At 57.5% G+C, this 22,471-nt stretch carries 22 protein-coding genes and 1 tRNA gene; 12 read left to right on the top strand and 11 right to left on the bottom strand.

All coding sequences use genetic code 11. The features are described 5' to 3' along the window. The first annotated feature begins 119 nt into the window (after positions 1–119). From C5L39_RS04790 to C5L39_RS04800, 3 genes are all read left to right on the top strand, one after another. Complete coding sequence (locus C5L39_RS04790) at positions 120–857, top strand: DUF1542 domain-containing protein (protein ID WP_245974899.1); 738 nt, start codon at positions 120–122, stop codon at positions 855–857. A 219-nt stretch (positions 858–1,076) separates the two neighbouring features. Further along, positions 1,077–1,547, top strand: coding sequence for an arsenate reductase ArsC (locus C5L39_RS04795; RefSeq protein ID WP_123047702.1), 471 nt, complete (start codon positions 1,077–1,079; stop codon positions 1,545–1,547). Between the two features lie 9 nt (positions 1,548–1,556). Next, the gene (locus tag C5L39_RS04800) at positions 1,557–2,189 is read left to right on the top strand and encodes an arsenate reductase ArsC (RefSeq protein ID WP_123047703.1); all 633 of its coding nucleotides are present in this window, start codon (positions 1,557–1,559) and stop codon (positions 2,187–2,189) included. Positions 2,190–2,279: 90 nt separating this feature from the next. Here C5L39_RS04800 and C5L39_RS04805 read toward each other — a convergent pair whose 3' ends face one another. The 3 genes from C5L39_RS04805 to C5L39_RS04815 are packed head-to-tail and all read right to left on the bottom strand — an operon-like array spanning position 2,280 to position 3,661. Then, on the bottom strand, positions 2,280–2,756 hold the full coding sequence (locus tag C5L39_RS04805) for a ribose-5-phosphate isomerase (protein ID WP_123047704.1): 477 nt from the start codon (positions 2,754–2,756) through the stop codon (positions 2,280–2,282). Positions 2,757–2,761: 5 nt separating this feature from the next. Further along, positions 2,762–3,037, bottom strand: a complete 276-nt coding sequence (locus C5L39_RS04810; protein ID WP_123047705.1) for a hypothetical protein — start codon at positions 3,035–3,037, stop codon at positions 2,762–2,764. Positions 3,038–3,040: 3 nt separating this feature from the next. Further along, on the bottom strand, positions 3,041–3,661 hold the full coding sequence (locus tag C5L39_RS04815; RefSeq protein ID WP_123047706.1) for a mycothiol-dependent nitroreductase Rv2466c family protein: 621 nt from the start codon (positions 3,659–3,661) through the stop codon (positions 3,041–3,043). A 69-nt stretch (positions 3,662–3,730) separates the two neighbouring features. Here C5L39_RS04815 and pepN point away from each other — a divergent pair, with 69 nt between their 5' ends. From pepN to C5L39_RS04830, 3 genes are all read left to right on the top strand, one after another. Beyond that, positions 3,731–6,310 (top strand): aminopeptidase N, encoded by a 2,580-nt coding sequence (gene pepN / locus C5L39_RS04820; RefSeq protein WP_123047707.1) that lies wholly within the window; start codon positions 3,731–3,733, stop codon positions 6,308–6,310. 262 nt (positions 6,311–6,572) lie between these two features. Beyond that, positions 6,573–7,544 (top strand): single-stranded-DNA-specific exonuclease RecJ, encoded by a 972-nt coding sequence (locus C5L39_RS04825; protein WP_123047708.1) that lies wholly within the window; start codon positions 6,573–6,575, stop codon positions 7,542–7,544. A gap of 156 nt (positions 7,545–7,700) precedes the next feature. After that, positions 7,701–8,639: a DMT family transporter gene (locus tag C5L39_RS04830; protein WP_165857971.1), complete on the top strand. Its 939-nt coding sequence runs from the start codon at positions 7,701–7,703 to the stop codon at positions 8,637–8,639. Here C5L39_RS04830 and C5L39_RS04835 read toward each other — a convergent pair. Continuing rightward, positions 8,636–9,781: a cystathionine gamma-synthase gene (locus C5L39_RS04835; RefSeq protein WP_123047709.1), complete on the bottom strand. Its 1,146-nt coding sequence runs from the start codon at positions 9,779–9,781 to the stop codon at positions 8,636–8,638. The genes C5L39_RS04830 and C5L39_RS04835 overlap by 4 nt on opposite strands. A 130-nt stretch (positions 9,782–9,911) precedes the next feature. Between C5L39_RS04835 and C5L39_RS04840 the strand changes: the two genes are divergently transcribed. Together C5L39_RS04840 and C5L39_RS04845 are read left to right on the top strand one after the other, a co-directional pair. Beyond that, a complete protein-coding gene (locus tag C5L39_RS04840; protein ID WP_123047710.1) occupies positions 9,912–10,904 on the top strand; it encodes a mechanosensitive ion channel family protein in 993 nt (330 codons plus the stop codon). Positions 10,905–10,914: 10 nt separating this feature from the next. Beyond that, on the top strand, positions 10,915–11,334 hold the full coding sequence (locus C5L39_RS04845) for a globin (RefSeq protein ID WP_123047711.1): 420 nt from the start codon (positions 10,915–10,917) through the stop codon (positions 11,332–11,334). 85 nt (positions 11,335–11,419) lie between these two features. Here C5L39_RS04845 and C5L39_RS04850 read toward each other — a convergent pair whose 3' ends face one another. Both C5L39_RS04850 and C5L39_RS04855 read right to left on the bottom strand, forming a co-directional pair. Further along, positions 11,420–12,046, bottom strand: a complete 627-nt coding sequence (locus C5L39_RS04850) for a DUF8185 domain-containing protein (protein WP_123047712.1) — start codon at positions 12,044–12,046, stop codon at positions 11,420–11,422. Further along, on the bottom strand, positions 12,046–12,465 hold the full coding sequence (locus C5L39_RS04855) for an acyl-CoA thioesterase (RefSeq protein WP_123047713.1): 420 nt from the start codon (positions 12,463–12,465) through the stop codon (positions 12,046–12,048). Before C5L39_RS04855 ends, C5L39_RS04850 begins: the two co-directional genes overlap by 1 nt. Positions 12,466–12,677: 212 nt before the next feature. On the opposite strand from C5L39_RS04855, the gene C5L39_RS04860 reads away from it, so the two are divergent. Together C5L39_RS04860 and C5L39_RS04865 are read left to right on the top strand one after the other, a co-directional pair. Then, positions 12,678–13,052 (top strand): YidH family protein, encoded by a 375-nt coding sequence (locus C5L39_RS04860; RefSeq protein ID WP_123047714.1) that lies wholly within the window; start codon positions 12,678–12,680, stop codon positions 13,050–13,052. Further along, positions 13,049–13,369 carry a DUF202 domain-containing protein gene (locus tag C5L39_RS04865; RefSeq protein ID WP_123047715.1) on the top strand — a complete coding sequence of 107 codons (321 nt, stop codon included), beginning with the start codon at positions 13,049–13,051 and terminating at the stop codon, positions 13,367–13,369. Before C5L39_RS04860 ends, C5L39_RS04865 begins: the two co-directional genes overlap by 4 nt. Before the next feature lie 79 nt (positions 13,370–13,448). Here C5L39_RS04865 and ettA read toward each other — a convergent pair whose 3' ends face one another. The 3 genes from ettA to C5L39_RS04880 all read right to left on the bottom strand — a co-directional run bounded on the left by ettA (position 13,449) and on the right by C5L39_RS04880 (position 17,986). Next, positions 13,449–15,119 carry an energy-dependent translational throttle protein EttA gene (ettA, locus tag C5L39_RS04870; RefSeq protein ID WP_123047716.1) on the bottom strand — a complete coding sequence of 557 codons (1,671 nt, stop codon included), beginning with the start codon at positions 15,117–15,119 and terminating at the stop codon, positions 13,449–13,451. Between the two features lie 62 nt (positions 15,120–15,181). Then, positions 15,182–15,745, bottom strand: a complete 564-nt coding sequence (locus C5L39_RS04875) for a single-stranded DNA-binding protein (protein WP_123047717.1) — start codon at positions 15,743–15,745, stop codon at positions 15,182–15,184. A 138-nt stretch (positions 15,746–15,883) separates the two neighbouring features. Next, positions 15,884–17,986 carry a bifunctional copper resistance protein CopD/cytochrome c oxidase assembly protein gene (locus C5L39_RS04880; protein ID WP_425453840.1) on the bottom strand — a complete coding sequence of 701 codons (2,103 nt, stop codon included), beginning with the start codon at positions 17,984–17,986 and terminating at the stop codon, positions 15,884–15,886. An 89-nt stretch (positions 17,987–18,075) separates the two neighbouring features. Between C5L39_RS04880 and C5L39_RS04885 the strand changes: the two genes are divergently transcribed. Beyond that, positions 18,076–18,152 (top strand) — tRNA-Arg (locus C5L39_RS04885). A gap of 169 nt (positions 18,153–18,321) precedes the next feature. Here C5L39_RS04885 and C5L39_RS04890 read toward each other — a convergent pair. Then, a complete protein-coding gene (locus C5L39_RS04890; protein ID WP_123047719.1) occupies positions 18,322–19,284 on the bottom strand; it encodes a variant leucine-rich repeat-containing protein in 963 nt (320 codons plus the stop codon). A 799-nt stretch (positions 19,285–20,083) separates the two neighbouring features. Further along, on the bottom strand, positions 20,084–21,436 hold the full coding sequence (locus C5L39_RS04900) for a Na+/H+ antiporter family protein (RefSeq protein WP_123047721.1): 1,353 nt from the start codon (positions 21,434–21,436) through the stop codon (positions 20,084–20,086). A gap of 231 nt (positions 21,437–21,667) precedes the next feature. Between C5L39_RS04900 and cmrA the strand changes: the two genes are divergently transcribed. Continuing rightward, the gene (gene cmrA / locus C5L39_RS04905; protein WP_123047722.1) at positions 21,668–22,471 is read left to right on the top strand and encodes a mycolate reductase; all 804 of its coding nucleotides are present in this window, start codon (positions 21,668–21,670) and stop codon (positions 22,469–22,471) included.

A 22,471-nucleotide genomic window follows, 5' to 3' on the forward strand; every position in this document is an offset into this window, starting at 1 on the left:
AAGCCAGAGCGTTGCCTGTAGGAGACTTATCCTAAACAAATCCCCTACCTGACGGAGTGAATTTCCCCGTGGACTTGATTCTCCTACTGCTGATCGTCGTTGGCGGCGGCGCCTACTTTATGAACCGTTCTACTAAGCAGAAGACAGCCGAGGTCGAATCCGAGAAGCTAGCTGACGCACAGGCAGAAGCTCGTCGATGGATCGAGCGACTGGGCTCTCAGGTGCTCACCATTGCCGGCAACGATGCGGCTTCCACCCAAGCTATTGCCGATGCCTCCGAGCGCTATAACGCGGCATCTTCGGCGATTTCCACAGCCACCACGGTCCGACAGGCAGAGCTAGCCCGCGAATCAGCGCTCGAAGGTCTGCATTACATGAATGCCGCCCGCGAGATCATGGGGATGACTCCAGGACCGGAATTGCCGCTTCTGGAAGGTCAGATTAAGGCAGGCAAGGTCACCGAGCGTCGCACCATCGAACAGGACGGCCAGACCCTGACAGCCTCTCCCGACGCTTCAGAAGAGACCCCAAACTACTACCCCGGCGGCACCGTTGCTGGCCGACCAGTCCCTGCCGGTTGGTACTCCCGCCCCTGGTGGGCTGACGCAATGGCCACCGGCATGTGGACTGCCGCCTCGATGATGATGTTCTCGGCAATGTTCTCCGGTATGGCTGGCGTTAACTACTCGGCCAATGAGTTCGAGGACGGATCCGGGGACGGGTCCGATATGGGCGCCGAGGACGCTGGCGACATGGATTCAGGCGATATGGGCGGCGGCGAAGACATGGGCGGCGACTTCGGCGGCGGTGACGGCGGCGGATTCTTCGATGGTGGCGGATTCGATTTCGACTTCTAGCCTCCACCCCCTTAAACCGGCGAAGGCGGAGTGATTATTCACTCCGCCTTCGCCGGTTTTTCCATGCCAACGCTGGGCGGAAGGGGGGCGTCGATAAGCAGTTTTGATTGAAGCAAATCGACATAAATCCTGGCAAGAATCACCTCTTCACCTGGAATTTCTCCATCTATTGACGAACGTCGATATCAGTAGTAGGTTAAACATCGATGAACGTCGATAATGATTGGTTCGGCGGCCATCACTTCCCTTTCGCCAAAACTCAAAGGCCTTCCCACAGTGACCAAGCCCAGCGTTCTTTTCGTCTGCGTCCACAACGCCGGCCGCTCTCAGATGGCCGCCGCTTACCTCACCGAGCTCTCCGACGGAAAGATCACCGTCCGTTCCGCCGGATCCGAACCTGCAGATCAACTCAACCCGGCCGCCGTCACAGCAATGGCCGAAGAGGGCATCGATCTCACTTCTGCTGAACCAAAAATTCTCACCACTGAAGCTGTCGAGCTTTCCGACGTCGTCATCACCATGGGATGCGGCGATACCTGTCCAATCTTCCCCGGCAAGCGCTACCTCGACTGGAAACTCGACGATCCGGCAGGACAAGGCATCGATGCCGTCCGGCCCATCCGCGATGAAATCCGCCGCCGAGTCAATACCCTCATCGAAGAACTCCTCCCCGGCACTGCCGACTACTAAAGGATCACCATGAGCACCTACGAACAGCCTGAGTTTCATTCCAAAGTCCTCCTGCGTGCCGTAGAAGACCTGTCCGAAAAGTACCGCGGAATGTTCTCCACCGAGACCATCGAGCGTTACATCTACGAGTCCTACACCTCCCTCGCGCGTACCGCGAAGGTCAAGACCTACCTGCCGATCCTCGCTGAGCGTTTCGCCAAAGACCGCCTCCGAGCACTCGCACTGGCCCAAGGCAAAATCGATTCTGATGTGCCTCAGGTGCTATTTGTCTGTGTTCACAACAGTGGCCGCTCCCAGATCGCTTCAGCCTTGTTGACCCACTACGCGGGCAAGGCCGTCGAAGTACGTTCCGCTGGCTCCATGCCCGGCCTCGAGGTCAACCCCGTCGTCGTAGAGGCCATCGAAGAACGCGGCATCGATATCTCCGGCGCTTACCCCAAGCCGCTGACCGATGATGTGGTTCGCGCCGCTGACTACGTGATCACCATGGGCTGCGGCGATGTCTGCCCCATCTACCCCGGCAAGAACTACTTGGATTGGGATCTCGCAGACCCAGCCGATGAGTCGCTTGAACAGGTCCGCCCCATCGTCGATGACATCGACGATCGCATCCAGGCACTCTGGGCAGAGATCAGCAGCTAAGCCGCCTTCCCCACCAGCTTTGGCAAAAGCAGAAAAAGGCCCCCACATTCAGATCGAATGTGGGGGCCTTGAGTGTCAGCTAAAGAAAGATCAGTTGCTCTCCGGCAGCTCCGGAGCAATACCGGTGCGCTCGTAGTCAGCCAAGATGTCGATGCGACGCTGGTGACGCTCAGCGTTGGACCATTCCTGATCGAGGAAAGCATCGACGATGGCCAGCGACTCTTCCTTAGAGTGCATCCGCCCACCAAGACCGATGAGCTGGGCGTTATTGTGCTCACGTGCCAGGCGAGCGGTCTCCGGGGACCACGCCAGAGCGCAGCGAGCACCCTGGACCTTGTTAGCGGCGATCTGCTCACCATTGCCCGAGCCACCGAGGACAATGCCCAGGGAACCTGGGTCATTGACGGTACGAGCGGCTGCCTCGATGCAGAAGGCTGGGTAGTCATCCTCAGCATCGTAGGTGTGGGCACCACAATCAATAACGTCGTGGCCGTTAGTTTTCAAGTGCTCGGCAATGATGTTTTTCATCTCAAAGCCAGCATGGTCTGCTCCCAAATAAACGCGCATAAAACCTATCCTACCTGGCTAGTGGTGCCACTCTTGCTAAAACCACCGGTGAATACTTTCCACATCAGCCAAACACCAAGCGCGAGCAAAAGGATGGGGATGATGCGCAAGAAAAGAGCCACTGCGCCAAGGAAAGCGAAAACTACCGCAATCGATGCGGAGATGGCACAGACCACTGCGGTCAAGGCTGCAATCGGCTTGTGATCAGATTTCCATGCGTAGTAGGTAACTCCGCCGGCCAAAGCGGCGATGACGCTGGCGATTACTGTTGTCCAAAACATGGTTTATACCTGCGGGCTTTCTGTCCGGGAGCGTTTAATTTCGAAGAAGTAAGGATACTGAGCAAGGCGTAGAGCTGCATCAAAGATCTCGCCAGCTTCCTCGCCTTCCGGCACACGAGTAAGGACAGGACCGAAGAAAGCAGTGTCTCCGAGCTTGATCACGGGAGTTCCTACGTCATCGCCTACAGAGTCTATGGCGCCAGCGTGGAAAGCACGCAACTGTTCATCAACTTCTTCGGTATTGGCCACCTCGGCGTAAGTATGATCGAGTCCAACTTCTGCCAGAGCTCGAGCGATGACATCGTCATAGCCACCAAAACCAGCCTTGCCGCTTTCCTTGCCCGCATGAATCATCGTGCCCATCACGGTATAGAGCTCGTCGACCTTCTCCGGCTCCTCGAGCGCCACTTTGGTGAACACACGTGCCGGGCCCCAGTTCGCCTTCATCATGTCTAAGTAGCCGGGGTCTAGATCGCGGCCGTCATTGAGGACGGACAAAGACATCGGGACCCAGTTAACTGTGAAGTCACGAACCTTTTCTACTTCCTTGATCCAGCGGGAGGTCTGCCAGCAGAAAGGGCAGGAAACATCGAACCAAAAAGTTACGTTAGTAGTGGAGGTCATGCCGTACAGCCTAGGTGAGGATTAGGCTAGGCGCAGATACCCCTCCGCCGACTAAAATCAGGAGAGCACATGAGCTCCACCAACCTCACCCGCGACGAAGCCGCCCACCGCGCGCGGCTGCTAAAGGTGCACAATTACGACATCGCACTTGACTTGACGGAGTCCGACACAGAGTTCTCATCTGTCACTCGGGTCTCGTTCACCGTCAAGGAGGAAGGCTCCACGTTCATCGATCTGCGAGCGTCGCGAATCAATGGCGTGTATCTGGACGGTCAGGATATCCGCTCTTCCGCGCTGACGCTGGACAGCAACGGCTATGACGACACCAATGGCATCGCACTGGAAAACCTGAGCGTAGGCCGCCACACTCTCCGCATTATGGCAACCTGTCTCTACTCCCGCACCGGCGAAGGACTGCACCGTTTCGTAGATCCGGCCGATGGCCAGACCTACCTCTATACCCAGTTCGAAACCGCCGACGCCAAGCGAGTCTTCGCTTGCTTCGACCAGCCGGATCTCAAGGCCACCTATGGTTTGACGGTGACCACTCCGAGCAACTGGCGGGTCATCTCCAACGCACACCAGGACACCACTCGCACCGGCGACACGATCACGCACCGCTCGAGCATCTCCTACCCTCTCTCGACCTATTTGGTCGCTCTTTGTGCTGGCCCGTACCACGAGGTTCGTTCCATGTGGCGCGGCGAGTTGACCCATCACGCTGAGACTCCGGGCACTGAGCCCACCGCGTTAGAGGTCCCGATGCGGATTTACTGCCGCCGGTCCATTGCTAAGAGCCTGGACTCAGATCGCTTGTTCGAAGAGACCAAGCAGGGCTTCGATTTCTTCCACCAGCACTTTGGCATGGCCTACCCCTTCGGCAAGTATGACCAGGTCTTCTGCCCGGAATACAACATGGGGGCAATGGAAAACGCCGCCTGCGTAACCATCCGCGACGAGTACGTCTTTACTTCTAAGGCAACTCACTACCGCTACGAGCGCCGAGCAGACACAATTCTGCACGAGCTGGCACACATGTGGTTCGGTGACTTGGTGACCATGGCGTGGTGGGATGATCTCTGGCTCAACGAGTCCTTCGCCACGTGGTCGGCCGCGTTTGCCCAGGCTGAGGCAACGCAGTATGACACTGCTTGGGTGACCTTCGCGAACGTCGAAAAGTCGTGGGCCTACCAACAAGACCAGCTGCCCTCTACCCACCCCATCCTCGCCGATGCCAGCGACGTGGAAACCGTCGAGCAGAACTTCGACGGCATCACCTATGCCAAGGGTGCCAGCGTGCTCAAGCAGCTCGCCGCCTATGTCGGTCAGGAGAATTTCCTCGCCGGAGTGCGACGCCACTTCGCTAACCATGCGTGGGGCAACGCCACCTTCGATGACCTGCTCGGCGCGCTGCAGGAAGCATCCGGGCGGGACCTTTCCGATTGGGCCGATCAATGGCTCAAGACCACCGGCGTTAACCGCCTCTCCCCGGCTGTCTCAGTCACCGATGGCACCTACACTTCCTTCGCTGTCGAGCAATCCGGCGCAGCACCCGGCGCTGGCGAACTGCGCACCCACCGCATTGCGGTCGGTCTCTACTCGCTTATCGACGGCCGTGTCACCCGCACCCAGCGCGTCGAGCTCGACGTCGCCGGCGCTTCCACCTCTGTCCCCGAACTCATCGGTCAGCCCGCCGCTGACCTGGTGCTGGTCAACGATGACGACCTCACCTACTGCCTCATGCAGCTCGACGAGGCCGCGCTGGACTTCGTAGTCGCCAACATCGATCGCATTGACGACCCGATGGCCCGGACCCTATGTTGGTCCGCCGCCTGGGAAGCCACCCGCGACGGTCAGATGAAAGCCAGCGACTTCGCCCGCTTGGTAGTCCGCGGCGCACCCGCAGAAACCGAACTCGCAGTCCTCGAACGTATCCTGACCCAAGCCACCACCGCAGTGCGCCTCTACGCAGATCCCACCTGGGCAGATACAGAGGGACGCGATCTACTCGCCGACGCCTACCTGCGCGGAATCCACGAAGGCACCGAAGAAACCTCCTTGGTCTTCGACCATGCCCTCACCAAACTTCCGCTTAACGACGCCGCCGCCGACCACCTAGAATCCGTCCTCGCCGACTCCGACGATGCTGAGCTGCGCTGGTTGGCACTAGCCGCCCTCATCGCCTACGGCCGAGTAGATGATGTCAACGGCGCCATCAGTGGCCAGAGGGCCTTGGATTCTTCCGCTACCGGAGAACAGGCTGCACAACGAGCCGCTGCAGCAGTCAACACTGCCGAAACCAAGCAGTCCGTGTGGGATGAAGTTGTTGGCGCAGAGCTATCGAACCTGGCTGCGCGCCACAAGCTTGAAGGCTTGGTCTACCCAGGGTCCGGAGATTTCCTCGAGCCGCTGTCCGCGCCCTACTTCGAGATCGCCGAATCCCTCTGGGCTCGGGGTTCCTCCGAGATGACTCTTCAGGCGTTGACTGGCTTGTACCCATCGTGGGACATCTCGGCAGCTGGCCTAGAGCGTGCCGATGCCTTCCTCAGCCGTGACCTTCCCTCCGGGCTGCGCCGAATTGTGGTCGAGCAGCGCGCCCGAGTCGAGCGTGCTCTGCGGAACCAGGGAGTTGACGCCGGAGCGAACTAGCTTTCCTCCACCTCCATCTCCCCCATCCACCGAGATCAGTTGACCGGGATCAGTAGTGATCCCGGTCAACTGCTGCCCAAATCAGACTCATCCCACCCGACTCATCTCGGGGCACCAAAACAAACCAGTATCTACCCAGGCCGCCAGTCGGTCAACCACCAAGTCTCTCCGCTTGTGGACAAACCTCCCCTGTGCACATCTCCCGGCGCGATCGTCTCCCAGTCCGCGGCACCCTCTCTGCTAGGTCGGAATAGTCAGCGGCATGGAGAATTGGAAAGACGCCTTCGGTCTCATCGAGCTGCGGAAAGTCCCAAACTATGACCACGACACAATCGAACGGATCAACAACGGCTTCCTCATCAAATTAACAGCCGAAGTCGCAGTCGAGGCCCATAGTTATCGACTACTCCCCAGGTGGGAGCAAGCTCGGGCTCGGGCAGCAGCAGTCGGACTTACTGTCGATACGGCAGTGGTCTCCGGCCCCGCCGCAGCCCGCCTTTGGGGCATCGAGGTCCTCGGCACCAAACAGGCCGTCGATCTGCATCTTCCTGGGCGAGCCAAGCCCGGACGCAAATCTGATTGGCCGGCAGGTGTGGTCTACCGGCATGGATATCTCGATCCTCGACAGATCCGGCACCTGCATGGTCTGCGTCTGACTACTCGAGTCCGCACTCTCGCTGATATTTCCCGCTATTACGGTCCCTGCCAGGCTGTGGTGGCCATCGATTCTGCCCGCCGCCGGTGGCCTGAGCTCACAACAAGTCGGCTGTTCGAGGAGTCCTCGTTGTTGGGCCGATTCCATGGGGCGCCAGCGTTTCGGCAGGCTATTGCGCTGTCTGTCCCCGATTCCGGTAGCCCATTGGAGTCCAAAGCTCGGTTTATCCTCTGCTCGGCCAGGCTTGCGCAGGTGACCTCGATTTCCACTCAGGTTGAGTTTCGGATGGCTAGCAGCGGTCGGCGATATCGTGTGGATCTGCTGGTCAACGGATGGCTGATCGTCGAGGTCGATGGCCAGGCCAAGTATCACTACGGGTTCGATGAGGATCCTGATGAGGTCATTCGGGGTGAACGCGCACGCGAAAAGGGCATCCAGAATGGTGGTTTTCCGGTCCTGCGTGTGGGGGCTGCCCAGTTGCGACAGGCTCCGGACGGCAGTTGCGAGTTCTTGGACCTGATTGTGAATGCGCTGGCGAACTTCTCACGACCACAAGATCCCAGCAACCGTGTCTTATAGCCATACCCAGGGATCAATCGGCAGGCATCACCACTGATCTCGGGATATAGCCGGGCAAAACCCACTCCTCCCGCCCAACTGATCCCGGGCAGCTGGGCGGGCGAGACTAGGGTGTAGCAAGTCCGCTCTACCCCGCCCCTTACCCAGGAGTTTCGAGTGTTCGCAGTTGCTCTAGGCGCGCTGATCGGCTTGGTCATGCCGATCCAAACCAGCGCAAACTCCCGGCTCCGACAATCGGTTGGCTCACCATTTCTGGCCTCCCTAGTGTCCTTCCTCGTCGGAGTCAGCACGCTGCTGGTGGCCACCCTGCTTATCGACGCCCATCTGCCCGACCTTTCCCTTGCCTCCGGGCAGCCTGGGTGGCTGCTCACAGGCGGGTTCTTAGGCGTGGTCGTCTTGACCGGGAATATCTTCTTATTTCCGCGTCTTGGCAGCGTTCAAACGGTGGTGCTGCCGATCACGGGCCAGGTACTAATGGGCCTGCTCATCGATAATTTCGGATGGTTTGATTCCCCAGAATCCCCGTTGAGTGTTGCCCGTATTTTCGGCGCGCTGCTGCTAATTCTCGGCGTCTTGGGGGTTATTGGCTTTCTCGATGCCCTCGTGCGCCGGACCCCAGTTGTTGGCAATAGTTCGGATGCAGGCCCTCAGCTGTGGCTATGGCGAATAGCAGGAATCATTTTCGGGATGTGTTCAGCTTCCCAGACCGCGATTAATGGCCGACTCGGGGTCGTCTTAGACTCGGCAGTCGCGGCAGCGCTCATCTCCTTCGCGGTGGGAGTGGCAACTCTCCTATTGATCATTTTGGCCACTCGCACTCCATGGCAGCTCAAGCGCATCGACGATGGCCCCAATCCGTGGTGGATGTGGGTGGGCGGATTCTTAGGTGCAGCTTTTGTCTTTGGTACTGCATTTCTCGCGCCGATCATCGGTACGGGACTGACCGTCATGGTTATCTTGCTCGGGATGATGGCCGGCAGTCTGGCTATCGATCAGTTCGGGCTTTTAGGCGCCTATAAAAAGCGTGCCACCCCGATCCAGTTATTGGGTCTAGCCCTCATGGTCGCCGGGGTGGCTGCGATTCGTTTGTTCTAGCTGGCGGCGACGGCGGCCAAGGCGGCGTCGATATCCGCGAGAAGATCAGCGATGTCTTCAATACCTACCGAGATTCGGACCAAATCGCGAGGGACCTCCAGCTGGGAGCCTGCAGCTGATTGGTGGGTCATGGTAGCCGGGTGCTCAAGCAAAGACTCCACGCCGCCCAAAGATTCTGCCAGACAGATCAACCGAGTAGAGGTACAGAAAACCCGAGCGGCTTCCTCTGAATGGAAGCGAACAGAAATCATCCCGCCGAACCTGCTCATCTGTTTGGCAGCCACCTTGTGTCCTGGGTGGTCAGGGAGACCTGGGTAAAGCACAGTGGCCACCAAGTCGCTGGCCGCTAGGTGCTCAGCGATGGCTTCGGCGTTATCGCAGTGGCGTTCCATCCGTACCGCGAGAGTCTTGATGCCTCGGGCGGTGAGGTAGGCGTCGAACACCGAGGGAATCGGTCCCACTCCGCCTTGGTAGAACAGCAATTGTTCATCGAAGTCCGCGTCTTCACAGACTGCGATACCGCCGACCACATCCGAGTGTCCACCGAGATATTTAGTGGTCGAATGCAGGACTACATCGGCCCCCAGCGCTAGAGGGCGCTGAAGATAAGGAGAAGCAAAGGTGTTGTCCACGATGAGCTTGGCCGAGCCTTTGATCGCAGCCACAGCGGCGATATCAGTAATACCCAGCGCCGGGTTGGTGGGGGTTTCCAGCCAAATGAGCTTCGTGTTTTCTTGTACTGCAGCCTCGACCGCTGCGACGTCTGCGGTGTCGACCACCGTGTACTCCACTCCCCAGGAGGCAAAGACGGTGTCGATAAGCCGGAAGGTTCCACCATAGGCATCGTTGCCCAGAATCAGATGGTCACCGGGGCGAAGGAGAATGCGCAGGATTGTGTCGGTGGCCGCCATTCCGGAAGAAAAGGCGCGGCCATAGGTTGCGCCTTCGAGAGCTGCGACGGTCTTTTCCAGGGCGTCGATCGTGGGGTTGCCGCAGCGAGTGTATTCGAATCCGCCACGCAGTTGGTTGAGTCCATCCTGCGCAAACGTGGTCGAGGCATAAATCGGGGTGTTGATCGGGCCATAGAGGCTGTCTGGATCGTAGCCGGCGTGGATCGAGTCGGTGGAAAAACCGTTGGACATGTCGGTGCGTCCCTTCACAAGTCTGGAAAAAGCCTGCCCACCACTATAGACCAAGCGGTTCAGTTTTTGGCTAGTTGTTGCCTTAAGCCATCAAACCCAGCATAAGATCTCGCGCTAGGCTCGAGCACTAATGACTACCGCTACTACTGAACAATCGTCCATCGATGCGGCTGTGGAATCGTTTAGCAGCTGGCAAGAACAACCCACCGTGCAGGTGTGGCTGGTCGAAAGGCCCATCCAGATCGCCATCATTTTATTGGTGGCGACTGTCGCCCACTGGCTCCTGCGCCGTCTGATCGACCGACTAGCTAAACACAACGTCGACTCGAATAAAAAGCTGCCAAACTTCGCTAGTGTGCTCAATCGCAAGCAGAAGGTCGACGAAGAAGCTTCCGAACAAAAGGCGGCTTTACTCGCTGCACAAGAGCAACGGCGCCAAGCGCGAGTTCGCACGCTCTCAGACGTCGGCAAGTCAGCGGTATCAATCTTGGTGTGGTCGTGGGCGGTCATATCGATCCTGTCGACCCTAGGCATCAACGTCGCCCCGATCATTGCCTCTGCTGGTGTGGCTGGCGTCGCACTAGGCTTTGGCGCCCAATCACTGGTGAAGGATTTTGTTTCCGGCATCTTCATGCTGCTCGAGGATCAGTACGGTGTGGGTGACACCATCGATGTCGGTGATGGCGTCTCCGGCACCGTCGAAGAGGTAACTCTGCGAGTGACTACCTTGCGAGACATCGACGGCACCCTTTGGTATGTGCGCAACGGAGAAATCCTGCGCGTTGGCAACTTCTCTGATGAATATTCCATCGCCCGAATTCAGGTACCCGTGGGCCTATCCAACGACGCCGAGCGTGCTGCCGATGTCATTTTGGCCTCCGCAGCCCAGGCGGTGACTGATCCTAGTATTGCCGACGCCGTCCTCAACGAGCCAGTGTTCAACGGCATTACCGATCTAGCCACCGACCATTTGAGCATGCGGCTTTCGGTCGAGACTCGGCCTGGCCAACAATGGGCTGTCCAGCGAGTCCTGCTCATACACGCATTGCGCGATATGCAGGCTGCCGGCATCACCACCCCGTATCCCCACGGCGTCGGTATCCATGAGCTCCCGCGCGACTAGAGTGGGTTCTATGAGTGCGCCAGAATCTTTCTACGACGCCGTAGGTGGCGACGCCACCTTCACCCGGTTAGCCAGGGGTTTTTATGAACAAATCCCCGACGACGAGATCCTCGGCCCGATGTATCCGGCCGAGGATCTCGATGGCGCTCAGGATCGCCTGAAGTGGTTTCTTGCCCAGTATTGGGGCGGGCCGACCACATTCAATGAGCAGCGCGGGGCGCCGATGCTACGCCGCCGCCACGTGCAATTCCCAGTCGACCGAGCAGCAGCCGAGCGTTGGCTAGAGCTGATGGGCCGATCGTTGGCCCAGATCGATGAGACCATCATTCCCAACAACTACCGCCATGCCATCTGGGAGCATATGGAGCGGGTAGCCGCGATGCTGATTAACCAGCCAGATCCGGGAACCCCTCTCAACCAAGCCCACTGAGCAGGGTTGCACCCCAAGAGCTTATCGACGCCCGCGGTGCCCTAGCACCGGGCAGTATCGATCGGGAGATCAGCTACCTAGCAGATCAAAATAGCGACAACGAGGTGGCGTGATAAACGGTGCCGAAGGGGGCGTCGATACGCACCCAACGTCCAGTGGCAGAGACCCGCAGATGCCGTGGAATCTCAATCGGAGCAGCAAAGCTCGGAATCAGACCCAATGCGGTGCAAGCGAAGATCATTCGCATGGGTATCTCGGCATCGAGCTGACTATTACTTGCCGTGACCACTGACTGATCCATCAGGCTAGCTGGCGGGCCCAACGGACCAGAAAACTGCCGGGCCAGTGCTTGGCCCTTATCGGCGAGCTCGCGGACTACCTGGACCGGGAGAGTATCCAGAAGCTCAAACCCGGTTGCCGGAGGTAGCGCACCAGGCCAATTGGGATCGCTCGCAGGTCCGATCGAATCACTCTCCTCACGCAAGGCCTCAAGTAGATTCGTGGCTGCCACTACTGCGCCATCCCGGGACACCACGCCCGCGATCCGCCGAGAGGCAACAACTTGGAACGGGGTGGTGACAAAGACATCCACCGTCTCCTCGCTCAGCTGCCGCAGGCGCACCGAAGCCGAAGCATCTAGCCCCACCGCGCGGCTGATCAAAGACAGCAGAGCCGGGCGACCCTCATTTATCTGGAGAAACTCTGAGGTCATTACTCAGAGCCTGCGCGGGTAAGAATCTTAACTTCCCGCTGAGTAATCGAGCGCGGACGCTCCGTGCTGAGATCAATGGCCACCTGTACGCACTCAACAACGCAAGCGACCCGGCCCTGACGATCCTTGATCTCCTGGCGGGTGGTGAAGGAAGTATTTCCGATCTCCACGACCTGAGTCTCGATCAGCAGCTCGGTGGTATCTGGCTGAACTGGGCGCAGGAAATCCGCGTCAATATGACGGACAAATACGGCGAAATCAAGTCCCTTGGCGGTGAATTCATCCTCCGCGAACTTCAGGCGAGCTTCCTGCGCGACCTCGATGTAGTTCGCGTTCATAATATGGCCATAACGATCAAAATCAGACCAACGAACAGGGACGATAGTCTCATGGAGAGTGGAATTCTGGTCGGCGCTCATGCTTTGCTTTTCCTCTTCCGGGATCGATCAATTGAAATACACACGGTCACAGTAGACGCTGTCCTGGCCTAAGGCGCAGGATGTTTGTTCAACCAATCTATACCCTGTTGCCTTAGTGGGTTGCCATAGACGGAGCAAGAACCCACCGGATAGCTGACGGGTACGATCATCTCAAACACCTGTCCCGGACATGACTGGAGACAAAACAAACTATGGCAGATCAACAGCGATCTTTCTTAAGCCGAAAAATCTTTCCTGACGGCGACGAACCCGATGCCCAATTCACGCTCGCTAATGAGCGAACGTTTTTGGCATGGACACGTACCGCTCTGGCTTTTCTTGCTGGCGGCATCGCACTAGGGGCTTTTCCCGTTGAACAATTTTCGAATGAGGTACGTACCGGCCTATCGGTATTCGTACTGGGCGTTGGCATGTTCGTTGCTGCCAGCTCCGTAATTCGCTGGATCCGAGTGGAACGAGCCGGCCGACATAATCGTCCACTGCCAGTGGCCTCAGCAATGCCGGTGCTCTCAGCGGCAGTAGTTGTCGCTTCAGCCGTAGCAATCTGGTTGTTTGTACTGGCATGACTGCCCCACCACAGCTCAACCAGGTCAGCGAACGCAATACGCTCTCGTGGACTCGGACCTCTTTGGAACTGGCTTTGGTCTCGACACTGCTACTACGGCGCGTCTCAGATTTCGGATTCGGGGTGCTGGCGTTGATCGGTCTCCTGCTGACTATGGCCTTAGCAATCACGCTGTCGCAGCATTCTCGGTATCGGGTCGAGCGGCACGGTCTCCGCGATGACAGTGTTCCGGCTGGCATTGGCAGTGTCTTCACGATTACCGCCATGCTGCTGGTTCTTGGCGCGGGGAGCATCATGCTCATTCTCGGAAGCTATTAGCCTCTCCAGACAGCAATATAGGGCAGGGCCCACGCCGTCATGGCGCGTGCCCTGCCCTATGGCATAAACCCCAGTGAATCTAGCGGGTCAGCTTGCGGTGGGTAACCCGTGAAGGACGAGCTGCATCGGCGCCAAGGCGCTCGAGCTTGTTCTTCTCGTAGTCACCGAAGTTGCCTTCGAACCAGAACCAGCTACCTTCTTCCACATTGCCTTCCCAGGCGAGAATGTGAGTACAGGTGCGATCCAAGAACCAACGGTCGTGCGAAATGACCACGGCACAGCCCGGGAACTTCTGCAGCGCGTTTTCCAGCGAGCCAAGAGTTTCCACATCCAGGTCGTTGGTCGGCTCATCGAGCAGGATCAAGTTTCCGCCGAGCTTGAGAGTCAACGCGAGGTTCAAACGGTTGCGCTCACCACCGGAGAGAACCTTGGACTTCTTCTGCTGATCCGGGCCCTTGAAACCAAAGGCCGAGAGGTAAGCACGCGAAGGCATCTCGTTCTGGCCGACAATGATGTAGTCCTGACCATCGGAGACAATCTCCCACACGGTCCGCTCAGGATCAAGGCTTTCACGGTTCTGGTCGACATAGCTGAGCTTGACGGTGTCGCCGACCTCAACTAGTCCGTCATCGGGTTGTTCAAGACCCACGATGGTCTTAAACAGCGTCGATTTACCCACACCGTTCGGGCCGATGACTCCGACGATGCCATTGCGCGGCAGGGTGAAGGAAAGATCCTTGATCAGTACGCGGCCATCGAAGCCCTTATCCAGATGCTTGGTATCAACCACCTTGTTGCCCAGACGCGGCGGCGTTGGGATCTGGATTTCTTCGAAGTCGAGCTTGCGGTACTGCTCGGCCTCGGCAGCCATCTCTTCGTAGCGCTCCAAGCGGGCGCGGTTTTTGGACTGTCGTGCCTTCGGGGAGGAACGAACCCACGCCAGCTCCTCTTTGAGGCGCTTCTGCAGCTTCTGGTCCTTTTTGCCGGAGACCTCGAGTCGTTCAGCCTTCTTCTCCAAGTAGGTGGAGTAGTTGCCCTCATAGGGGTAGAGCTTGCCGCGGTCAACCTCACAGATCCAGCCTGCGACGTGATCGAGGAAGTAACGATCGTGAGTAACCGCTAGGACGGCACCCTTGTAGTCAGCGAGGTGCTTTTCCAACCACTCAACGGACTCAGCGTCAAGGTGGTTAGTAGGCTCATCGAGCAGCAAAAGGTCTGGCTCACTCAACAGCAGCTTCGCCAGTGCGACGCGGCGACGCTCACCACCGGAGAGGTGGGTGACGGCTTCATCGGAAGGCGGGCAGCGCAGAGCTTCCATCGCCTGTTCGATCTTGGAATCGACCTCCCAAGCGTCGGCAGCATCCAGTGCTTCCTGGAGCTGACCCATCTCATCCATGAGCTCGTCGCTGTAGTTGGTGGCCATTTCTTCGGCGATGGCCTCGAAGCGCTGCTTCTTTTCGAAGATCTCGCCCAGGCCTTCTTCAACGTTTTCCCGAACGGTCTTTTCTTCGTTGAGCGGCGGCTCCTGCATCAGGATGCCGACGGTCGCGCCGGGGTCAAGGAAAGCTTCGCCGTTGGAAGGCTGATCAAGGCCAGCCATGATTTTTAGAATGGACGACTTACCGGCGCCGTTGGGGCCAACCACACCGATCTTGGCACCCGGGTAAAAAGCCATAGTGACATTGTCAAGAATAAGCTTGTCGCCGATGGCCTTACGCACGTTCTTCATCGTGTAGATGAATTCGGACATTTTTCCCCTTATTTGTAGTGCGGTGAACTCACGCATAAGGGTACATCACCCAAGTGGCCTGATTAGAAGGGAACCTTCTCTCCCTGGTTGGCCGACGCCGCAGCATCTGCACCAGTATCCGCAGGAAGCTGGTCTCCTGAATCCTGTCCGGGATCAGCCGCTACCCCGCTAACGCTATCTCCCTGGTCAGTATAGAAGTCGTTGTATAAGGAGCGATCAATGACTGGCTCTGGAACTTCAACTCCCACGGAGTTTTTCTCTGCCTGATCAGAACGTTTCGAACCGATGACATAGCGGGTGAGATCCAGCCCAACATGACTGCCTTTGAGCAAAACCTGTTGACGATTATTGCCCTCTTTATCTTCCCAAGCTTGGGTGACCAAGGTCCCGGTGGCAATGATGGGCATCCCCTTGATCAACGACTGCTTGGCGTTGACTGCCAATGAGCCCCAGAGCTCAATATTGATATAGAGCGGGTCGGCGTCAATCCAGTTGTCATTGCGGTCTTTGACCCGGCGATTGACCGCCACCCGCAATCGCCCTTTGTCAGAGGCGGACTTCTCGAAGTGTTTCAGGTCTGGGTCGCTGGTGAGATTGCCGATGATCGTGGTGGTAGTCGGTGCCATGGAAGATCCCCCTGAGATGTTCTGTTGTGTTCTGGACACCTCGAATCGTGGCAGAACAAGCAGGTCAGGACAACGGGGGCGTCGATAAGCTGTGGATAACAGAGGCTTATCCACAACATAGGGTGGCACCTAGCTGGGCTATTCCTTCCGGAACTCCGAGTTGTAGTACTCAGAATGGAGGTCTTCGCCAGAATTGGCCCGAGAGAGCATCCGGTTGTACTCCTCAAAGTCTTCATCGTCGCCAGACTCGACTTTTTGGTCATAGCGAATCTCGGAGATCCGATCATCACGCCGCCACTCCATAAACAGCATGAAAAAGACCAAGCCAAGTGGGAAGGAACCAGAAGCCCAACCAATACCGCCACCGAGACGCTGATCTTCTCGAAGATCCAACTCCCAGGGCAGGCCGAGGTTCATATAAAACTCCTCGCCCAGGATGGTGCCCATCTGCATGAGATAAACGCCGGCAAATAGGTGGAAAGGCATCGACACGGTCAACCACGCCAATCGGATGGCGGCGGGGCGCCGATTAGGTAGTGGGTCTTTGCCCACCAGCTCCCAGAAATACAGGTAGCCGGAGATCAAAAACACCCAGTTCATCGACAAGTGTCCGGCGTGTTCGGAAATCATCAGATTATAGAAAGGAACGATCAGGTAGAGGATGTAGAAGAAGAAGAGGAACTGCACCGTGTTGACCGCTGGATGAGTCAAAAACCGCAGCAGCGGTGCAGCTGTGAATGCCTTGACCCAATCGTGCACCCCCGGCCGACCCGGCGCGCCCGGCTCATAGGCCGCCATCAGCAGTGACAACGGAGCACCGAGAGCAAGAAACAGCGGCACTACCATCGACAACAGCATGTGGACGACCATATGCATCGAGTAGCTAGCGCCCATGTTCATCCCCAGCCCAGAGCTAGTGGTCGCCAGCAACGTGCCGGTACCCACTAGCCACCACACCGTGTGGCTGGTCTTCCACTGCTTACCAGCGCGCCGTACCCGCCAGAGACCGTAGAGGTAGCCGACGGTGAGCAGGACCGCGATCGCGCCGAACATGACGTCGAAACGCCACATGGTGAACACGTTGGTCAGGGTGGGCTGTTCATAGAGGTCAAATCCCAGCTCAATGGCCATCGTTGAGAGGTTAGGATCTCGTGGCGGAGGTGGCGGAGTTCGGCCCATAGTGATCGCCACACCTGTGACCGCAGCCATGACTACGACTTCTACGATGGCGAAGCGAATAAAGAGGGAGGGGCGATCGTCGATACGCGGGATGGTGAGTATCCGGTGCACCCAGCCCATGAACCCTAAGATGACAATTCCTACGGTCTTGGCCACCAAAATCGAGCCATAGGTGGTGCTAAACCAATCCGACCACTCCACTCGGATCGCTGCGTTGACCAACCCGGAGACAGCCATCACCACAATCGAAAATAGTGCGACCGTGGAATAACGACGCAGGCCAGTGCCCAGGTCCGGCCCCAATCGGCGACCATGTGCGATCAGCGCCATGAGGCCACCAATCCACACCATCATGAAGATCAGGTGCCAGAGATAAGAGTTGGTGCCGTAATCATGGTCACCGCCGGTAGCCGCGTGGCCTTCCATGCCTAGGGGCACAATCATCATGACCGCACCCAGTGCCAGCATCGGTTGGCTTAGCCAAGACCGCAAGAACAGCCCAGCCACACCGACGGGAAAGGCGATCAAGGCCACCACACCCCAGGCCTGCGCCGTGGCTACCTGTTCGAGGGCAACCGCCCAGCTGGCAGGTTCGAGGGTTTCTACAAACGGGGTGCCGGATACATCCGACAGCACCAACGGAATCATGAGTAAGGCCACTAGGCCCATGCACAGCGCGGCGACGGCACCAGTGCGCGCGGCCAGGTGCCCATCTACCGTCAGCTTGGCGTTGACCAACTGATCATTGTCCCCGCCGGGCAACCGCGGTGAAATATAAAACGCGGAGAACATAAACGAACCCATCGACAGCGCCGCCAGCATCCAGCCCACCGCGCGGAAAAACGGCAGCCCAAATGTGGTGACCGGCCCTGGATCAGGAATACCGAGCGCGATCAGCGACTCGGAGAGCAGCCCGAAAGAGATCGTCGCTCCGACTAAACCCGCAACCGTAATAAAGAGCAGGTAGAGCGGCCACGTCGACCGCACTTTCCTCATTGAGCTAATCGACGTCTCGGTAGAACCGGCCGTCTTCTCCATCACCGTTTCCTGGGGTTGCGACATGCCCCCCACCCTAATAGCACCGCCATCGGTGTCCTAGCCGGATAGGTTTTCCGGGGTTAGCCCTCCGTGCGCTATTATTTATCCCGCACGCCCCCATAGCTCAGTGGATTAGAGCATCCGGTTTCTACCCGGCAGGTCGCGGGTTCGAATCCTGCTGGGGGCACCAAAGGCCAGGCACTGACATTTCAGTGCCTGGCCAGTTGTGTTTTAAGACAGCTCCTGAAATAACAGCACCAGAGCTGTGATCCCAGAGTTGGTTTTGCTGTTAAATCCTCAGCTCTGTTGGTGTAGGTCCGCTATTGGCGAGAGCTGCACCAAGGGCTGGACAATCCATCCTAAGGCTTGGCTTTTGCCGGAATGATCATGGCGATGGCAGAAAGCACAATGATGACAGCAAAAATAGAGAGCAGGATCAGACCCAGGCCAACGGTAATATTGTCGAACCCAAGGGACGAAGAGATGGCACGGACTCCCCCTGTGGCACCGAGACCAACGAGTATCGTCTGGAATCCGATAATCACACCGGCAACACCCGCGGCGAGTCGCAGTTCCCGTCCGCCAATAAGAACTGACATCAGTGCGAGCACGATCATCGAGATCAGGAAAAACAGTGATCCCAGTCCAGCTAGGAACGATGCGGAGAATAGATCAATAAGGCTGAAAGACACTGCTTCCTGCGCAACATACCCAAAGAGCTCGATCTCCGGAGTCCTGACCAATGGCAGGAAAAGGCTGATAACGGAGAGGACCGTGGCGCCCAACAGCACAAATGATGCTCGTGTCTGCACGAAGGGGGCCCACCGCTGCCAGGTTGAGGCATCTGGGGCTTCTTCCTTCGACACGATTGGCTCGCGCTTCTGCCAGCTCTCCTGCCACCGGCTCTTCGCACTCCCAAAGGAGAGGCCCTCCGCATTCGGAATATGTTCCCTCCAGCCAGCAGCGCCGGCGGCGGCAGAAGCGGCAGGAGTGCTCGGCGCCGAAGGCTCAGCAGCAGCGGGCGGGGCTATCGGTGCAGTCGGGGCGACGGGTTCAGCAGCAGTCGGGGCAGCATAAGGATTGGGATCGCTTTCTACGCTGTTGACAATAGGTTGTGCATCGGTAGGAGCCTGATCGACCGAAGGGCTTGGCGGCGCTTGAATTCCTAGCTGAGCTGCAAGATCCACCGGGCAATTGGGGTGGCTCAGGATTATCTCTTGGAGATCAGGACGCGCAAATGCCACCCTGCTCAGCTCGGCGGAGGTCAGGTTCGGATCGAAAATATCGGCGCGAATATAGTCCGACGGGTCTTCCATAGCCATAAATGCTCTTCCGTTATTTGTATTTGTGTGGTGGTTTCAGTGAATCTTGATCAAAGGGGTAGCCGTAGCTCAATGAGCAAGGAGGGAATTCATTTCTATCATGGCTATCTTATCTTTACATCATCAATTCCTCAGACTAATACTGTCCCAGCGGGACCAGCGATGGCAATAGATCCGAAGGAACTTCACCACAGCCAGCCATCAAGATGATGGACATATCACCGTGGGTTAGGTGGGATTTAGTCGCGATAGCCTGCCACTTTCGACTTGTCACCGTTTCCCGACGTCCAAGCAATGCGTGTCAAAGATCAAGTGGATTAAACCACTTAGTTTCCACTTTTGCAGCCCTAAGGATCCCCCTCTAACGAGGGGCAGTTTAGATCCACCACTGATGATTCTTCAGAAGCGACGTCCTGCAATGACCACGGAGCGGGAGACCGAACGGGGAAGAGCAGTCTCGAAATGGTCGCTCCGGCAGCTAAAGGCCATCTGAAAATCGGTCTAGCGGGAGACCCCCAATATCCGGTTCCACGTAGTGCGAGCAGAGAAGCTCCCTGCTGGTTTGGGCTACCTCGTGGCGCACACAATGATGCGCCTATTCGAGAACGACCACGGAGAGCGGCTCACAGCTTTGATGGTCATGGCTACTCTTTTTCATGCTCTTCCTGTCATTGATCCTGCAGTCGTACCTATGTGGCAGCTAGCCCCAGCTAGAAAGATAGCCTGATGTAGGCACAAAAATGGTGGCAGCCCCATTCCGTTATCCCCGGACTGTGCTGCCACCTTTTCTTGATCTGTACTAAAGCACCATTGCAGCGATCCAGCCAGCGGCGATGAGCGGGAGATTAAAGTGCAGGAACGTCGGAATGACCGAGTCCCGAATATGGTCGTGCTGGCCATCGGCGTTCAGGCCGGCGGTCGGGCCCAGTGTGGAGTCAGAAGCCGGGGAACCAGCGTCACCCAGTGCACCTGCTGTGCCGATAAGCGCGACTGTGGCCACTGGAGAAAAGCCCATGGTGATACACAGCGGAACATAGATGGTGGCGATGATCGGCAGCGTCGAGAAGGATGATCCGATGCCCATGGTGACCACCAAGCCCACCAGCAGCATCGCTAGAGCGGCAGCTGCCTGGTTGCCAGCGAATAGGTCCGCGGTAGTGGTAACTAGGGTTTCTACGTCTCCGGTAGCGGTCATGACTGCGGCGAAACCGCGGGCGGTAATCATGATGAAACCGATCAGCGCCATCATTTTCATGCCTGAGGTGAATACGTCATCAGCTTGGTTCCACCGCACCGCACCAGTACCCATGAAAATTGCCAGGCCGGTGAGCGCACCAATGAGCAGTGAATCAACCTCTGAATCATTGGCCTGCAAAATCACCTGGACAGCGAAAGTAGCCACGATAGCCACCAACGCAACAGAGACGCGGTAGCGAGAAATGGGTTCTTCTTCAGAGCTGTTAACAGCAACTGGGATGTCCTCATAAACGCGGGGCTTACGATAGGTCACAAACACCGCGACCAACAGGCCTAAGAACATACCCAACGCCGGGATACCCATCGTGGTGATGATGTTGATGCCGCTGGTATCTAGGCCGGCAGTCTCAATGCTGCCGAGCAGGATCTCGTTGAGGAAGATATTTCCGAATCCAACCGGGATCCACATATAGGTGGTCACCAGGCCGAAGGTCAGCACGCTGGAGACCAATCGACGGTCGATATTGAGACGGTTGAATACTGTCAGCAATGGCGGGATGAGCAGCGGGATGAAGGCGATGTGAACCGGAATGAGGTTCTGGCTCATCACTGCCATCGCCAAAATGCCGGCTACCATGCCCCACTTGGTCACCGCGACGGTATTGCGCTTAGTAGCCTCATTGGTTACGTCCAACCTGGCAATTAGCCAATTGGCCAGCAGTTTCGGCAATCCCGAGCTAGCCACCGCCATAGCGAAGGCACCCAGCAGGGCGTAGCTCAACGCAATTTGAGCACCACCAGCAAGCCCGTCCTGGAAAGCCACCATCGTGGCTTCGAGTCCGAGCCCCGCAAGTAGACCACCGACGAGAGCACCAATAAACAGGGACAGGACCACATGGACCCTGGATACAGCAAGGACAAGCATCACCAAGACGGCGATCAGCACAGCATTCATTGGTACAGATTAAAACGCGCTCGCCTCGTTCGGGCGGGAAAGAAAGTACTTAATCTGTGACCTGCCCTACAGTCGGTTGGAAATCTGCTGGCAATCAACACCCATTTACGTCTGAGTTCTCCTACTAAGGACAAGTCTGCGCCACGTTCACTCGGATCCTAGCGCGACCTAGATACGGTAGAAGAAGCAAACGACACACTTCTTGTCCTCGTAGACCTTTTAAGGATCCCCATGACACTGCCCTCCCCCAGCCCAGATACCCGTGCGCTTATTACCGGAGCCAGCCAAGGCATCGGCATGGCCATGGCGCGCGATTTAGCTTCCATGGGCCACAACCTCATTATCGTGGCCCGGCGCGAGAGCGTCCTGGCCGAGCTAGCCGCGGAATTGGAATCCGCTCACGGCGTCACCGTCGAGGTCTTCGCCGCGGACTTAAGCAAACATGATCAGGTCAGCTCATTGATCGAGCGTATCGACGCCCGCGAGGTCTCCATCCTCATCAACTCCGCCGGCATTGCTTCCTTCGGCCCGCTGATCAAGCAGGATTGGGACTACGAGGTCGATCAGTTCAATCTCAATGCCACCGCGGTGCACCGAATCACCCGGGCAGTGCTCGACGGGATGGTTGACCGTAAACAAGGTGCCATTTGCAACGTCGGCTCAGCCGCCGGCAATATTCCGATCCCTAATAACGCCACCTACGTGTTCACCAAGGCTGGGGTCAATGCCTTCACTGAGGCACTGCACTACGAGCTCAAGCCCTTGGGCGTTCATTGCACTTTGTTGGCGCCGGGACCGGTGCGCGAGGCGACAATTCCAGACAGTGAAAAATCGATCGTCGATAAGGTTGTTCCGGACTTTTTGTGGACGACCTATGATTCTTGCTCCCGTGAGACCCTCGAGGCTATGTCGAAAAACCGACGTCGAGTAGTGCCGGGCCCGCTGAGTAAGGTGATGAATGCGGTATCCAAGGTCGCACCGACCGGACTGATCTCGCCGTTGATGGGGTATTTCTACTCAAAGATGGGCGCTTAA

Source organism: Corynebacterium alimapuense (genome assembly GCF_003716585.1).
GTDB classification, from domain to species: Bacteria; Actinomycetota; Actinomycetes; order Mycobacteriales; family Mycobacteriaceae; genus Corynebacterium; species Corynebacterium alimapuense.